The following is a 14,867-nucleotide window of genomic DNA, read 5'->3' as shown; positions in this document are numbered from 1 at the left end:
TTGACGTAGTATGTAAATCTGGTGCAAACGCCGCTCCCAATGCTTGCATCTTCGAAAAGTGTGATAAATAGTATGCATCCTGGAGCACGTAATAGCGGAAATTCTCAAGCGGGAGTGTACCGTCCCCTATCCCCTTTACAAACGGATGATTGAAGCTCGCTTCCCAAATTTCGTTCACATCTTCCCGCAATTTCTTTGAAAATGTCATCATTGTCTCTCCTTTTTCCACGACGACCCGGCACCAGGGGAATAAAAAAGCCACTTTCCATTACGCATAAAGCGAACAGAAAGTGGCTTGAATAGGCAATACATAAAAAAGTGTATGGTACCTTCAAACACCACTTCCCTACGCTGGTCCCAACCAGATCAGGTTCAAAGGGTCTTAAAGCTACACTTTAATCTCAGCCTTTATAAAAGGCACCCCTAGTGGATCGTCATATTTTATTTTTGAATTCGATGTAATCGTAACATGTAATTTTCTATTGTCAAGCTTTATTTAAACCAGCCTTTTTCCTTAGAGTGAGTTATCGCTTCGATTCGATTTTTCACTTCAAGCTTGTCTAAAATCGTTGAAATATAGTTTCGAACAGTACCAGTTTTGAGCTCAAGTTCATCAGCAATCTCCTTTGTGTTTTTTCCATCTGCCACAAGTTCAAGGACTTCTTTTTCACGATCTGTCAAAGGGTTTTCTTCACTGTACATATCATCCATTAATTCAGGAGCATAGATTCTTTTCCCTTCCATCACGAGGCGGATTGAGCTTGCTAGTTCTTCACTTGGGCTGTCTTTTAGCAAATAGCCTTTAACACCCGCTTTTAACGCCCGCTGAAAATAGCCAGAACGCGCAAAGGTAGTAAGGATAATGACTTTACAGCCTTCCCCTTTTAATTCTTCAGCTGCCTCAAGACCTGTTTTCCCGGGCATTTCGATATCCATCATACAAATATCAGGCTGAAGGCGGCGGACTAGGGATACTGCTTCTTCCCCATTGCCTGCCTTTCCGACGACTTCCAGATCATCCTCTAAATCAAGCAGGGAGCCTAATGCTCCCAGCATCATCCTTTGATCCTCTGCAATCACAATGCGAATCACTTCATTCCCCCCCTGTCGATTTGCTTGATTACTTTAGGAACTCTCATAACCAAAGTGGTACCATGATCAGATATGATTTCCAGCGTTCCATTGACAAAATCAAGACGTTCTTCCATTCCTCGTAATCCGCTGCCCCTGGACAAATCTTTATCTTTCTGTAATCCTATGCCGTCATCTTTCACCTTGATTGTCAACTCATTCTCATGTTCCTCTACGCTTATTTCACACGTATCAGCCCCGCTGTGCTTTACTACGTTTGTGACTGCTTCCTTTAAGCACATGCTTAATATATTCTCAAGAAAGAGTGATGTATCAGGTATATTGGATGTGTCATCAATAATCAATTCGATCTCGGCAGCTGCAAGAATCTGTTTAATCCTTACAATTTCGTCCTCTAAACGGATCCCCCGCATTTGGGACACCATCGTGCGCACCTCTGACAAAGCAGTTCTGGCTGTTTGCTGTACATCCTTTAACTCCGCTTTCGCTTGTTCCGGGTCTTTGTAAACCAACTTTCTCGCCAAGTCACTTTTTAGGCCGATGAGAGACAGTTTTTGACCTAATGTGTCATGCAGATCGCGCGCGATACGCTGTCTTTCTTCTTGTTTAACAAGTTCTGAAATCCGTTTATTCGCATCTTCAAGCTTTTCTTCCAGCCAACCTTGTTTATTTCGATTATAGATATTAAAAGGGAGCAGGATGACACTGATCCAAATGATCAGTATAAACGGTATTTGAGAAAGGAATAAGTCTTCCTGCTCAACAAACTTATAATTGATTGAAGCGGTTGTGAGAACCAGATGGATAACATAAAGCGTCAAGAACGCAATCCGGTTTTTTATATTTCCGTTATAGTAAGCAATGTAAAAAGCGAAATAAATAAAATTAAACTGAACCGTCATCGTAATGGAAATCGCGATTAAAATGGATGTCCATAAATAAACAGGCCACTCCTTTGAAAGGAAGGCAAGCCTTAAAAAGATGAAAAACAGAATCGTCAAGGTAATTCCTACAACGATTTCAATCGTAGAAGAAGACTGAAAAATGAAATAAAAAGGGAGAATGCTGATGATGCTCCATATATATGGCGAAATGCCGGAGTTTTTTTGGATTTTAATGAATTTAGTTGGCAATTGCACAATTGATCCCTCTTTTATGTAAAACGTTTGTTGTTATCTTACCATAACCGTAAACAAACTTATGTATAAAAAGCGTATACCGGCAAATAACAGAACTCAGTCTACGCTCTTTATTTATTTATACCCATTAGTACTTTCTGTTTTGAATGGCAATCTGTTTCAACATAAGTTCATGGGATTTTTTGATGATATCTGTCAAAACATCACCTTTGTATATTCTGCCTATTTTCGTTTTTTCCTGATAATATTCCACAATTTCATCTAATTGCTGAGCTGTTTCTTTTTCAATTCTTACATTCAACTGAATTCTATTGCCTGTATTCATAAGCTGTAACACCCTCCAAGTTTTAAGTGCTGCCAGTTGCTAGCACTTTCCTATCACTATTATATCATACACTTTCAATCTTCTATACCCCTTCACAAATAGGGATAATAATCTCTGATTTTCCTGTAAAACGAACTAAAAAAGCATCCTATCCAGATGACAAGATGCTTATGCTTACAAAGATTTCAGCTAATAATCGATTCTTTACAATACTTCAGGATAAGGGATTCTTCATCCTCTTCCAATTCAAAATCAAGGATAGCTTCCGTATTCCTTTCGATGATCTGACTCTGTACAACTCGTGAATTATCCTGATCCTGCACGTAAATTGCTTTTATATACAGACCATGCTCTGAGTAGAGTTCATCATCTTCAGGGACTTCAATCGATAGCAGTACCTCATAACGGTTTCCACTCAAAATACCTGTGGGATCTTTAAGTTCTTCAACTGTATGACCAGTAATAATCATTTAACTGATAACTTCCTTTCACTTTGCATATCTCTAAATTATACACGGGATCATAATAAATGAAAACCTCTTGGATTTCCTGCATCTTTTTCATGGGAATTCCCCGTATCATTCGATATAATGTAGGGACAGAACGGTTAAGGAGCGACTAAAATGAATCATAAAGATATGGAAGAAAAGATCATCTCCAACTATCAAAAAGATGAGAATATGATGATTCTCGTTTTTGCACAATGGTGCGTAAACAATGATCTTGACCCAGCCGAACTCTATAAAAAGGCACATCCTGATCAAGGGACCAATCCATCTCTCCAACAGGGAATCGATTTAACCGTGCCAAAAGAGGAATCGGAAGAAATTCCCGATTCTACCTTATTAGGGGTACTCTCTTTATTCGGCAATACAGACCTTGCGATTGTCGTGTCTGAGGCCATAAAAGAGAAACAAAATAAGAAAAAGTGACCCGCCTGCCGGTAAAAGCCCCCATACGATCATGGGGGCTTCACTTATTATTTCTCTGTCACCTTTTCAATCATCTCAAAGAGATACACATATATGATTTCAATAACATCCTTGAGAGTTAAATCCTCGCTGAATGACGGAAGATTATTTATGGCAATATTCACGTCCCACAAACCATCCTCGCCATTAAACAAAAGATTATAGCCTTGTTCATCTTGAAGGGTTACATCAAGATATTCTTCCATCTCATCCCGGAATTTCTTTTGCAGCTTCAACCCGAACATTGCAGCGTAATGACCGAATACATCATCAATTTCAATTGAAATCCCATCGATCCGGATTATTTCAAACCATTCCGCATTCAGAAATAGAAACTCGTCTTTATGTGATTTCAATAATGATAACGGGCTGTCTAAAAAAGAAGCCGATTCCTTTTTTACCGTTTCCTCACTCTCTTTATTGCACCGCTCGATGATTAATTCCTGAAATCGGGATCGAGTGTCTTCACTCAATACTTCCCCTTCAAGAATTCCGTGTGCCGATGCATAACCTTCTTCAATATTGAAAAGGGCAACTGCGCCATTCTCTTCATTTTGCTTCTTTATAAAATCTGATAACTTCTCTTTTAACATATTAACACTCCCAATCTGTATCATCAGCCATCTCCAAGTATACAGGACAATGATCACTGCCCAAAATGTTACAATGTATTTCTGCTTCCCTTATATCTGAAGCCATCCGGCTGGAAAGAATAAAGTAATCGATTCTCCATCCGATATTCCTCTCCCGTACTTTACTCATATATGACCACCACGTATAGGATTCATCTTTTTCAGGATATACATACCTGAATGAGTCAACAAAACCCGATTCAAGAATAAGTGACATTTTCCCCCGCTCCTCGTCAGTGAATCCTGAATTGCCTCGATTGGAGCGATCATTTTTGAGATCGATTTCCTTATGTGCTACATTCAAATCCCCACAAAGGATAACAGGTTTCATTCGATCTAGATCCATGAGATATTCTCGAAGCTTGTCCTCCCATTGCAGTCTTTCCCCCAGCCTTGATAAGTCCCTTTTTGAATTAGGTGTATATACATTGACAAGGAAAAAGTCAGCAAACTCCAGAGTGATAATCCTGCCCTCCGGCTCCCGTTCATCTTTTTTAAATCCATATCTCACAGAAAGCGGCTTGATTTTGGTGAAAACGGCCGTTCCAGAGTATCCTTTTCGTTCAGCGTAATTCCAGTACTGCTCATAGTGCGGAAGATCCAATTCAATCTGCCCTTTCTGCAGTTTTGACTCCTGAATACAAAAAATATCTGCATTCACCTCATTAAAATAATCCAGAAACCCTTTTTTCACACACGCTCGTATTCCATTTACATTCCAGGAAATTAATTTCATTGTTATTCAATAAACTCCTTTTTCTATTAAAATACCTTTTAATATCGTAACATAACGACACTGAATTCTATTGATATATTAATATAACATTGATTTTTAACGATGTTATTTTGAAATAATATCAATATTTTTCCGCAAAAAAGACATACAAGGAATCGTTCTTGTATGTCTTTTCTGTTTATTTATTGTGTTTATTTGAACGATTAGCCGTTTTATTACGGGGTTTTACCGGTTTACCTCCATACGTTTTAAGCTGTTTTTCTTTTTTGGAAGATGGTTCAGCGGTTCCCATAGATGTTTGTGCCTTACTTTTCTTTCCTGGACGGCTATTGAAGAATCCTTCGCTCCTTTCAAGTTGTTCTTCATCCCGCTTGCCTTTTGATGGTTTTGACACTGGAGAAGACCCTTTTCTCTTATTTTTCTTTTTAGAAGAGGTCTTTCCTTTATCTTTAAGTGATATGGTATTCCCTAGATTTTGTTTTTGTATTCTTGTGTGTAAATCGCCTTCGATTTTGTCTAATACAGGTCTGTCTTCAGATGTATAAAGAGTATACGATACACCTGCTGCACCCGCTCTCCCTGTCCGGCCGATGCGGTGAGTATAGGTTTCTGTGTTTTCGGGGATATCATAATTGAACACATGAGATACACCTTCAATATCTAGCCCCCTGGAAGCAACGTCCGTTGCGATCAGCAAGGGGATTTCTCTGTTTCTGAAAGCTTCCATGACTTCTTCACGTTTTTCCTGAGGAATATCACCATGCAGTTCACCAGCCTTGATCCCTTTTGACCTTAACACTTGGTAAAGCTTTGAAACCCTGCGCTTTGTGCGGCAGAAGATTAATGCTTTTTCAGGATTGAAGGCTTCTACTAATTGAAGAATCGTTTCCTGCTTCGCTTTTTCTATTGTGAAGATGGCAAATTGATTAATTGAGGATGGAGCAGCATCCTCTTCTACTTCAATCGTCAAGGGTTTATTCATATACTTGTGTGCCAGTTTCTTGATCGGTGCCGGCAGTGTAGCAGAGAACAACATCATTTGTCTGTCAGCAGGAGTGGCTCTGATGATCTCTTCTACCTTATTCAAAAAACCTATTTGAAGCATTTCATCCGCTTCATCCAGCACAAAAAATTTCACATTGGAGAGGTCCAGGTTGCCTCGTTTAATTTGATCAAGGATTCTTCCCGGGGTTCCTGCGACAAAGCTGATGTTTTTCTTTAGTTCTTTAATTTCTTCCTCATGACTTTGTCCGCCATACATAGCAAGGACTCCACTATGCTTTTTATTCTTTGTTAACTGTTTCAATACATCGGCAATCTGGATACTTAATTCTCTCGTCGGTGTGACGATGATTCCTTGAATGCCCGGGCTTGTTTCATCACTTCTATCAATCATTGGAAGGGCAAAGGCATGAGTTTTACCTGAGCCCGTTTGTGCCTTGGCCATCACATCTTTCTCTTTTAATAACGCTGGTATTGCTTTAGTCTGAATAGGAGTCGGTACAGTTATTCCGAGTTTGGCTAATACATTTTCCATTTCACTTGAAATCCCAAGGGATGTAAATTTACTCATTTAGATTTCCTACTTTCTTTCAATCGAATAGTTTGCTCGTTTATTAATATTGAAGGTTTCCCGTCAAAAAAGCAAACCATTATTCCATGATTCCAGATGACTAGGCAGGAGATAAACTAAAAGGCATTCTACCCAACGGTTAAGTATGCTGTCAGTAAAAAATCACGCGGTCAAAAGTCCGCGTGATTGCATTCTAATTCGAATCAATAATGTCATTTAGTTCATTAAATATCTCTTCTTTGATTTGGTCGACCACGTCGAAATCCATAGCTTCTATATAAATGGCCTCGAGTCGTTCACGCATTACCTTTACCTCACTCAAATAGGAGATTGCCTCCTTCATTTTATCTTTATATCCTTTCGTTGTCCTTGCAATATCTTCTTCATATTTCTCATCAGTCCCAGGGGTGATGCAGCGTTCATACATATCGATAATCTCATCGTTGTCACGGTCAGGAAAATATTCATGCGGGGCAGTACTGTCGAATATAGCAATGTCCTGCTCACGGATGATGACCATATCTAAACTGTGTGGATCGAAACCGCAATGATAGATCTCAACATCAAACCCTTTCTCCTCACCTGCAGCAGCAATTTTCTTTAACATGGTGGATTTTCCTGAACCTGCACGCCCCTTAATGAAATATCTCTTTTCTACATCCTCTGTCAAATTTTGTATATAATCAACGGCACCATTCGGGGTAGCTGCACCTAAAAAGCGGTGAACCACTTTTGCTTCTTTAACCAGGGATGTATCATCGTAAAATAATTCAATCAACTCTTCTGTCAATTGGTTCGCTTCGGCAAAGTCCATATTTGAAATGTAGATCTCTTCAATGTCATCATGTGCTTTAAGGGCTTCATCAAATGTTTCATAAGCCTTTTGAAACGTTTGTGAAATCCGCGAATTCAATCCCAGTATTTCTTCCTTATGCCTTCCCAACTCAACCGAATTCCATGCTGTTCCTAAGTTTACATATTCCTCTATCACCCCGGGCGCTTTCGGCTCAATAATATGAGGTGCCGTCCCATCCACGATTCCAAGTCCCCATCGAGGCAGTATCACTCCATCGATCGAATGATTATCTGATGCACAGTGTAAGTATTCCACCTCTATTTCTTTTTCTTCAAATCTCTTTCCAATATCCTTCATCAGAGAAGATTTTCCGGTACCCGGTCCTCCCTTTAATATAAACAATCTGTTCAAATCATCCAATACTGAATCATATAAACTATAAAAACCTTTCGCCGTATTCCCTCCTGCATAATAATGTTTTACCAGCCTCGACATACAACCACCCTTTCATTCCATCTACTATTACATATGATGATATGAATGAATGGGTGAATGACTATAATAACCGAAGTCGCCGGGCCAGGTCAGACAAGCAGAAGAAAAAGACATCAAAAAAACAAGACAGCAGAAAAAACTGCCGTCGTAGTCCATTTAATCATCACCGTTCAGTAAATCGCCGATCCCGCCAAGGATGCTTCCTTCTCCGGTGGACTTGCCCCCTCCTGGTGCATTCGCATAAATCCTTTCTGCCAGTCGGCTGAATGGCAGAGATTGAACCCACACTGTCCCTGGCCCTCGGACCGTTGCAAAAAACAGTCCCTCTCCGCCAAGGAAGGCTGATTTAATTTTCCCAACATACTCAATGTTATAATCCACGTTTTTTGTCATTGCAACCAGACAGCCAGTATCGACTCTGAGCAATTCTCCGGACTTCAGTTCCCTTTTATGTATGGTCCCTCCAGCATGCAGAAACGCAAGACCATCACCCTCAAGTTTTTGCATGATAAACCCTTCTCCTCCAAAGAAGCCAGTACCCAACTTCTTTTGAAAATCTATGCCAACAGCAACGCCCTTCGCTGCACATAGAAATGCATCTTTCTGACAGATGACTTTCCCTCCTAATTCGCTTAAATCGACAGGGATGATTTTGCCGGGATAAGGAGCCGCAAATGATACCCGCTTTTTGCCGCTTCCTTCATTTGTAAATACGGTCATAAATAAACTTTCTCCTGTTAATATCCTCTTTCCGGCACCAACAAGCTTTCCGAGAAATCCAGCTCCCTGCCCCCCTTTGGACCCGTCACCAAAGATTGTTTCCATAGTAATTCTGTCATCCATCATCATCATGCCGCCCGCTTCTGCCACAGCACTTTCTCCCGGATCAAGTTCAATTTCTACAAATTGCATATCATCTCCATGCAATTCATAATCAATTTCATGTGAATTCATCAAAAATTCCTCCAGTATGAATAGTTTCAAACATCATTATACTGTTTTCTATTCTTTATTAGGGGGTAATATCCCTTTTATAATAAAAAAATACTCCATTGGAAAGATTCCAACAGAGTGTCATGCTAATAAGGGTTGTCAATGTTTTTACCATAGAAGATTTCATCCATCTCCTTTTTTAATTTCTTCGTGATTTCGTCCGCTTCTTTCTCATCAAGCTTTTCCCTCGAGTATCCGAAAAGGTAGTTGTTTAAATCAAAATCCTTTAGTTTACATTTCGTGTGAAAGATATTTTGAGGATACACATTTACATCAATCATGTCATACTCTTCTTTCATTTCTTCAGGTATATAATTTTGTATGGAATTGATATCATGATCGATGAATAATTTACGGCCGTTGATATCACGTGTAAACCCCCGTACACGATAATCCATCGTCATGATATCGGTATCGAACGAATGAATGAGATAATTAAGCGCTTTGAGCGGCGAAATCTCACCGCATGTGGATACATCAATATCAGCACGGAAAGTACTGATCCCTTCGTGTGGGTGATATTCAGGATACGTGTGTACAGTGATATGGCTTTTATCCAGATGCATCGTAATAGAAGAAGGAAGCGGTCCGGGTGATTCATCAAAATGCTCATTAGGAACTTCAACAATCGGACCTTCTGATACAAGGATTGTGACACTTGCCCCTTGGGGGACATAATCCTGCTTTGCGACATTCAATACATGGGCGCCTATGATATCCGAAACATGTGTAAGGATATTAGTCAATCGTTCAGCGTTATATTGCTCATCAATATATTCTATGTAAGCCTCACGCTCTTCTCTCGTTTTTGTGTAGCAAATATCGTACATGTTGAAGCTTAAAGATTTTGTCAAATTATTGAATTCATGAAGCTGGATTCTTTCTTCGTGAGATAGTTTCATTCACTATTTCCCCTTTATGATTATTTCCCCAGAGCAGAATGGAATTCTATTTTTTATGTTACCCAGTCAAAACCATACTAAAACAGGTAATTAGGATTGAGAGGAACTCATTTTGGGTAAATATCACCTAAAAGTTTTCTTTAAGTTTTTCATAATGAAATTTTAGGGTAAAATGAAGGGTAGAATGGAGTGTTAGCATGAAACGATTACTGATGCTTATAGTGGTTATCATTATTGCATATGGTTCAAAGCCAATTTGGGAAGAGAAAGTCGAGGCAACCGGTTTAGAATCTATGCTTTCAAAAATAGAAGAAATGAAAGAGAACAAAAAAGTGCAGGACGCATTCGACCAGCTTTATAACGAAGTAAGTCTCCTTTTAATCAAGCTTGATGAAACTTTCGGGGAATCAAAAAAAGATGAAAACGCACCGAAGTCAATAGATATTGAGAAACCAGCTTTATCCGCACCTGAACACCAGGAGTTTTCGATACATAATATAGAACTGGGTGATTCCAAATCTACTGTAGAAGACTCTCTGGGTACCCCAGAAAGAAAAACACTGAATGAATACGGGGTTGAGTGGTATGCCTATCATGAAAATTATCAGAATTTCTTCATGGTTTCTTACGACAGTGAACAAAAAGTCAATGGATTATACACCAATCAAGATTTATTGACGTCTTCCTCAGGAATCAAGTTGGATACTGCTAAGCAGGAGGTCCAAAAACATCTCGGGGAGCCGTTGAATAAAATCCGCAAAGGACTGACGGTCTATCAACTTCAAGACAATGGTGAACATGACGTTTACAAAATCGATGACAGCTATGTTACCATTTTTTATGATAAACATGAGCAGGAAAAGGTCACGGCAGTGCAAGTGATCTCAGAAAATCTGGAACAGGACAAGTCCGGGTTTTATACGAAACCGAGTCCGGAACTTAAAGAGGGGTTTGAACTGCAGTTATTCGACCTCACAAATTCAAGCAGGGTGAACCATGGTTTAACAATCCTTGAATGGAATGATCATGTGAGGGAAACTGCGCGCAAGCATAGCTTTGATATGGCAGACAACAATTATTTCAGCCATACCAATCGTGATGGTGAGTCGCCTTTCGATCGTATGGAAGAAGATCAGGTTGCTTTCAGGACCGCCGGAGAAAATTTAGCGTATGGCCAAATGAGCTCCATCTTTGCCCATGAAGGGTTGATGAACTCAAAAGGTCACAGGGAGAATATCCTTCAGACACATTATGAATATCTGGGGGTTGGCGTTGCCTTCAATGGGGAATCACAGCCATACTATACTGAAAACTTCTTCAGTCGTTGATGGGTATTAATAAAGCAAGTGGGGAATGGAAATCCCACTTGCTTTTACTATATACTCAGCCAATCTTATTTTTCTTCCTTCGCGACATCACAACCATCGTCATTGCACATCATGTCGGAATCTCCCGTCACCGGTTGAAATGGAGGAGTATCACGCTCTTCTTCCCATACTTTTTTCAGGGTGCTTTCAAATACTTCTGCAGGTTGAGCACCTGAAATTGCATACTTACGATTAATGACAAAGAAAGGAACTCCCTTTACGCCAATCTGCCTGGCTTCATTTTCATCAAATCGTACTTCATTTGTAAAACGCGTACCATCTAATACTTCCTTTACTTCTTCGATATCCAGTCCAGTATTTACAGAGATGGAAAGAAGAGTTTGCTTATCCCCTATGTGTCTGCCATCAACAAAATGAGCCTTTAAAAGGTTTTCAGTCAGCTTATAATCCAACCCTTTAAGGGCTGCCAATTTCGCTAATCTATGAGCATCGAACGTATTAGTCGGAATGCTGTTGTCAAAATCGAATTTGATTCCGGCTTGTTTTCCATGCTCTTTGATACCTTTAGTCATAGTTTTAGCTTGTTCGTTTGATGTACCATATTTTTTCGAAAGCATTTCATACACATTCATGTCCACATGTACTTCTGCGTCCGGATCTAATTCAAAACTCTTGAACTCCACGTCAACACTCAACTGGAATTTCTCAAGGGCTTCCTCCAGACGACGCTTCCCGACATAACAAAATGGACAAACAAAGTCAGACCAGATCTCGATTTTCATACTTGTAACCCCCTATCTGATTTTATTCTGTATTACCGCAGCAAATAGAAACGGAATAAAGTTTATTTATTGCTCACGTTACCTACCGCCTTTTCTTCTTAAGTGTCTTTTTCGATTCAACGCATGGCATCGGTCACAAATCGGAAATCCGAAGTTCGCAGGCAGTTTCTTTCGACAATGCTTGCATATATTGGAAATACCCTTCACTTCAGTACGTAAGCTTTCATGTACCCCGTCAGCGATGTCTTCTCTGATGCGTTCCCAGTAATAAGCTTCTGTCTGTCTGCCTATTCGATAAAGGAATAGTAAGTGGAGCCCGACAGCTTTATAAGATATTTCTTTTTGCTCCAGATTCTTGCTTTTGATATCAGGTTCGGGTAGATCTTCATTGTGAATGATCGCTTGCATGGAATCAATCCATTGCCGCGTCAAACTGCTTTCTTTTTTGGAAAATGGAAGATGAAGAAACCCATATAAGTCATCAAGAGAAAGTTTTGCCTCTATTTGGGTACCCCTGATAAGCTCGTAAAGTTCTTTTTCTTCGGATAATGAAGCTTTTTCTGTACCATATGGGCTTGTAAACCTTTCCCATAATTCGAAAAAGGTATCCATATCATAATAATATCGCTGAAACCGTTCAAAGACATTGCTCGTAGGTGCAATCGCGAAGGTACGAAGAGAAATGTCTTCCTGCTCAAGCAGACTGGACATCTTTCTAATATCTTTGGTGAAGGCAACCCGGCCTATATCATAGATTCCCTTACGGCCTGCCCTTCCTGCGATTTGTTTCACTTCTTGAGAAGTGAGCATCCGCCTTCTCGTTCCATCAAATTTATCGTTTTCGAGAAAGACGATTCTTCTGATCGGAAGATTCAATCCCATCCCGATGGCATCTGTGGCCACGATTACTTTCGTTTTGCCACTGATGAATTGCAGCATTTGTTTCTTTCTGGTCTCCGGCGGCATACTTCCATATATCATACTGACTTTATGGCCGTTATTCTGCAGCCTCGAAGCCGTATCAAGTACTTTTTTCCTTGAAAAACAAACCAGTGCATCCCCCTGCTTTGCATGCTTCAATTTAAATTCTTTCTCTTCTACTTGTAATGGTATCTCCCTTTGATAACTGTGTATTTCATCTACCTGGTCTTCACCCACTAATTCCAAAAGGAGATTGCGAACATTCTCGCTTCCGATGATATGAACTTCCTTTGCTCGCGCTTTTGTAATCGCCTTATACCATGAGAACCCTCTATCTTGATCTGCGAGCATCTGTGCTTCATCAATTACGACTACATCATATTCTTTTTTTTCATGGAACATTTCCACTGTGCAGGCAACGTGCTGCGCATGTTCAACTTCTTTTTCTTCCTCCCCTGTTTTCAAATTGCATGGTACTCCTTCGCTATTTAACTTATCAAATACTTCAAGTGCCAATAATCGCAGCGGAGCAAGGTAAATCCCGCTCTCCGCATCCTTCATCCTGGTTAGTGCCCGATGGGTTTTGCCTGTATTGCTTTCTCCTATATGCAGAACATATTTGATCCCTTCCCTGAAAGACGGACTGTATTCCCTGCCAAATATATCATCGAGCATACGTGCCTCTTCTTCCTGCTTACGTTTCAGTTCCGCTAGTTCTTCCGCTTTTCGTTCATCTCTCCTATTGAGTGATTCCTTATATAAAAACAGGTGGACGTCCAATTCAAAAGCGACTTCTATCACTTTTGCCAAATCAATGATGTACTCCTCCTGGATCCAATCGAAAAATAAGTTCTCTTCCTTCAGGAGAACAGGCTGTATCCATTTGATCAACTGCTCGGGCGGTATTTCTTCTCCAAAATTTTTGTTATAAGCAACCATGATATCAGCAGGAAGGTTTTCACTGACAAATGAACAAATGATATGTTCTGTATAAAATGAAATGAACCTTTCATATGGAAAATAATACGTTTCATATTCCCAAAGATTACGTTCCCATTGGTCGCTTTTCTTGTGAATGGCTCCTGTAAATTCATTCAAGATATCTGAAACCGTTTTGAACTTATGGTTATAGAGGATGCCTTCTTCTTCTAACTTATCCTCGAGAGCATAAGGTTCTATTTGTTTATATTTCGGCTTTGAATTCATATCGTTAAACAACTTTTTCGCAAATGCATATCTAAGTTCGACATACCAATTAAGTTCATGTTCCTTAACTTTTTGTTCAAGAAAATAAAGGATCTCTTTTTGTATGCGTTTTTTTTGAGAAGCCGTCTTTTCTTCTTCCATGTCTGTCACATAACGCTCCCGTGCCTGGCGATGCCGAGCTTCCCATTGTTGATCATCCGAAGTGTGTTCAATTACCCATTCTTTCACATGAAAAGGCTGTTCGTTTTGTATTTCATTTCGAAACATCTTGTTTAGGAGCTTTTTATCTACTCCTTCTACCTCGTATCCCATTCTTCTTAAGAAGGCTTTTTTATGGCTTCTAAGAACGTTATTTGTTACATTATTCAGCCATGTATTCATCCATATTTGTTGAAAGAACCTGCTTCTTTCAGAAAGATAGTCATTGAATGAAGGACATGTCTCATGTGATTCCAGAAAGTGAGTGATATCTTCTTCTATTTTTCGTTTCGTTTCTTTAATCGCTTTCTCGCGAATAGTTTCAAGGTTTTGCATGAAATAACCCCTTTTTAAATCTCAATGCTCATAGTGTATGTACTGTCCAAGAAAATTTACATCCATCCAAAATAAAATCGTAAGACAAAGTATATCTTAGCATAACGTATGACTTTCTATGGTCATCTTTTCGGTTTTTAAAGAAAGAACCAACGGATTTTAAAATGTACCCTATAGAGTAGACACTTAAAAAAAGTCTACCTATAGGGTATTTTTTTGTATAATGACAAATAGACAACTAGTAGAAATCGGGGAAACATCATGAGTAAAAAAACATTCACAGAGAAAGAAATCAAACAATTATCCATTAATCCTTTTGTGAAAGCTGTAAGCGCTAAGGGAATTACCTACAAAGATGAATTTAAACGCCTATTTATCGCTGAGAAGGAGAAAGGCAAATTCTCTAGACAGATCTTTGAAGAGGCTGGATTTGATACAGATA

The 14,867-nt window shown here is 39.5% G+C and carries 16 protein-coding genes and 1 riboswitch; of the genes, 3 read left to right on the top strand and 13 right to left on the bottom strand.

What is annotated here, in order from left to right:
• The 5 genes from HP456_RS10875 to HP456_RS10855 all read right to left on the bottom strand — a co-directional run.
• Positions 1 to 208 (bottom strand): thiaminase II/PqqC family protein (locus HP456_RS10875; protein WP_512698746.1); only part of this gene is annotated, 208 nt, incomplete at its 3' end.
• Between the two features lie 118 nt (positions 209 to 326).
• Positions 327 to 435, bottom strand: a riboswitch (TPP riboswitch).
• 57 nt (positions 436 to 492) lie between these two features.
• A complete protein-coding gene (locus HP456_RS10870) occupies positions 493 to 1,092 on the bottom strand; it encodes a response regulator transcription factor (RefSeq protein WP_172250891.1) in 600 nt (199 codons plus the stop codon).
• The gene (locus tag HP456_RS10865; protein WP_172250893.1) at positions 1,089 to 2,225 is read right to left on the bottom strand and encodes a sensor histidine kinase; all 1,137 of its coding nucleotides are present in this window, start codon (positions 2,223 to 2,225) and stop codon (positions 1,089 to 1,091) included. The genes HP456_RS10870 and HP456_RS10865 overlap by 4 nt, the downstream gene beginning before the upstream one ends.
• Before the next feature lie 133 nt (positions 2,226 to 2,358).
• On the bottom strand, positions 2,359 to 2,556 hold the full coding sequence (locus tag HP456_RS10860; RefSeq protein ID WP_172250889.1) for a hypothetical protein: 198 nt from the start codon (positions 2,554 to 2,556) through the stop codon (positions 2,359 to 2,361).
• A 185-nt stretch (positions 2,557 to 2,741) separates the two neighbouring features.
• Entirely contained in the window at positions 2,742 to 3,026 is a 285-nt protein-coding gene (locus tag HP456_RS10855; protein WP_172250887.1) for a DUF6509 family protein, read from the bottom strand.
• Between the two features lie 153 nt (positions 3,027 to 3,179).
• On the opposite strand from HP456_RS10855, the gene yxiS reads away from it, so the two are divergent.
• A complete protein-coding gene (gene yxiS, locus HP456_RS10850) occupies positions 3,180 to 3,488 on the top strand; it encodes a protein YxiS (RefSeq protein WP_172250885.1) in 309 nt (102 codons plus the stop codon).
• Positions 3,489 to 3,535: 47 nt separating this feature from the next.
• On the opposite strand, the gene HP456_RS10845 is transcribed toward yxiS, so the two are convergent.
• From HP456_RS10845 to speD, 6 genes are all read right to left on the bottom strand, one after another.
• On the bottom strand, positions 3,536 to 4,120 hold the full coding sequence (locus tag HP456_RS10845) for a branched-chain amino acid aminotransferase (protein WP_172250883.1): 585 nt from the start codon (positions 4,118 to 4,120) through the stop codon (positions 3,536 to 3,538).
• A gap of 1 nt (position 4,121) precedes the next feature.
• Positions 4,122 to 4,895, bottom strand: a complete 774-nt coding sequence (locus tag HP456_RS10840; RefSeq protein WP_172250881.1) for an exodeoxyribonuclease III — start codon at positions 4,893 to 4,895, stop codon at positions 4,122 to 4,124.
• Between the two features lie 178 nt (positions 4,896 to 5,073).
• Positions 5,074 to 6,468, bottom strand: coding sequence for a DEAD/DEAH box helicase (locus HP456_RS10835; RefSeq protein ID WP_172250879.1), 1,395 nt, complete (start codon positions 6,466 to 6,468; stop codon positions 5,074 to 5,076).
• A 193-nt stretch (positions 6,469 to 6,661) separates the two neighbouring features.
• Positions 6,662 to 7,759, bottom strand: a complete 1,098-nt coding sequence (locus HP456_RS10830) for a PRK06851 family protein (RefSeq protein ID WP_172250877.1) — start codon at positions 7,757 to 7,759, stop codon at positions 6,662 to 6,664.
• A gap of 156 nt (positions 7,760 to 7,915) precedes the next feature.
• Positions 7,916 to 8,713, bottom strand: a complete 798-nt coding sequence (locus HP456_RS10825) for a TIGR00266 family protein (protein ID WP_172250875.1) — start codon at positions 8,711 to 8,713, stop codon at positions 7,916 to 7,918.
• A 125-nt stretch (positions 8,714 to 8,838) separates the two neighbouring features.
• Positions 8,839 to 9,654: an adenosylmethionine decarboxylase gene (gene speD / locus HP456_RS10820; protein ID WP_172250873.1), complete on the bottom strand. Its 816-nt coding sequence runs from the start codon at positions 9,652 to 9,654 to the stop codon at positions 8,839 to 8,841.
• Between the two features lie 197 nt (positions 9,655 to 9,851).
• Between speD and HP456_RS10815 the strand changes: the two genes are divergently transcribed.
• Positions 9,852 to 10,982 (top strand): CAP domain-containing protein, encoded by a 1,131-nt coding sequence (locus HP456_RS10815; protein WP_172250871.1) that lies wholly within the window; start codon positions 9,852 to 9,854, stop codon positions 10,980 to 10,982.
• 65 nt (positions 10,983 to 11,047) lie between these two features.
• Here HP456_RS10815 and HP456_RS10810 read toward each other — a convergent pair whose 3' ends face one another.
• Both HP456_RS10810 and HP456_RS10805 read right to left on the bottom strand, forming a co-directional pair.
• On the bottom strand, positions 11,048 to 11,764 hold the full coding sequence (locus HP456_RS10810) for a DsbA family oxidoreductase (protein ID WP_172250869.1): 717 nt from the start codon (positions 11,762 to 11,764) through the stop codon (positions 11,048 to 11,050).
• A 78-nt stretch (positions 11,765 to 11,842) separates the two neighbouring features.
• Entirely contained in the window at positions 11,843 to 14,425 is a 2,583-nt protein-coding gene (locus HP456_RS10805; RefSeq protein ID WP_172250867.1) for a helicase-related protein, read from the bottom strand.
• Positions 14,426 to 14,686: 261 nt separating this feature from the next.
• Here HP456_RS10805 and HP456_RS10800 point away from each other — a divergent pair.
• Positions 14,687 to 14,867: HTH domain-containing protein (locus tag HP456_RS10800; RefSeq protein ID WP_376766208.1), on the top strand; the 181-nt coding region annotated here is incomplete at its 3' end.

It is taken from the genome of Bacillus haikouensis (assembly GCF_013179555.1).
GTDB classification, from domain to species: domain Bacteria; phylum Bacillota; class Bacilli; order Bacillales; family Bacillaceae_B; genus Rossellomorea; species Rossellomorea haikouensis_A.
Note: the sequence above shows the minus strand (reverse complement) of the source record. Positions and strands in the feature narration are given on the sequence as shown.

What these genes read in the sequence shown, in the direction of transcription:
- HP456_RS10860 (WP_172250889.1), bottom strand. Translation starts at nt 2,556, where the DNA reads ATGAATACAGGCAATAGAATTCAGTTGAATGTAAGAATTGAAAAAGAA.
- HP456_RS10855 (WP_172250887.1), bottom strand. Translation starts at nt 3,026, where the DNA reads ATGATTATTACTGGTCATACAGTTGAAGAACTTAAAGATCCCACAGGT.
- yxiS (WP_172250885.1), top strand. Translation starts at nt 3,180, where the DNA reads ATGAATCATAAAGATATGGAAGAAAAGATCATCTCCAACTATCAAAAA.
- HP456_RS10845 (WP_172250883.1), bottom strand. Translation starts at nt 4,120, where the DNA reads ATGTTAAAAGAGAAGTTATCAGATTTTATAAAGAAGCAAAATGAAGAG.
- HP456_RS10840 (WP_172250881.1), bottom strand. Translation starts at nt 4,895, where the DNA reads ATGAAATTAATTTCCTGGAATGTAAATGGAATACGAGCGTGTGTGAAA.
- HP456_RS10835 (WP_172250879.1), bottom strand. Translation starts at nt 6,468, where the DNA reads ATGAGTAAATTTACATCCCTTGGGATTTCAAGTGAAATGGAAAATGTA.
- HP456_RS10830 (WP_172250877.1), bottom strand. Translation starts at nt 7,759, where the DNA reads ATGTCGAGGCTGGTAAAACATTATTATGCAGGAGGGAATACGGCGAAA.
- HP456_RS10825 (WP_172250875.1), bottom strand. Translation starts at nt 8,713, where the DNA reads ATGAATTCACATGAAATTGATTATGAATTGCATGGAGATGATATGCAA.
- speD (WP_172250873.1), bottom strand. Translation starts at nt 9,654, where the DNA reads ATGAAACTATCTCACGAAGAAAGAATCCAGCTTCATGAATTCAATAAT.
- HP456_RS10815 (WP_172250871.1), top strand. Translation starts at nt 9,852, where the DNA reads ATGAAACGATTACTGATGCTTATAGTGGTTATCATTATTGCATATGGT.
- HP456_RS10810 (WP_172250869.1), bottom strand. Translation starts at nt 11,764, where the DNA reads ATGAAAATCGAGATCTGGTCTGACTTTGTTTGTCCATTTTGTTATGTC.
- HP456_RS10805 (WP_172250867.1), bottom strand. Translation starts at nt 14,425, where the DNA reads ATGCAAAACCTTGAAACTATTCGCGAGAAAGCGATTAAAGAAACGAAA.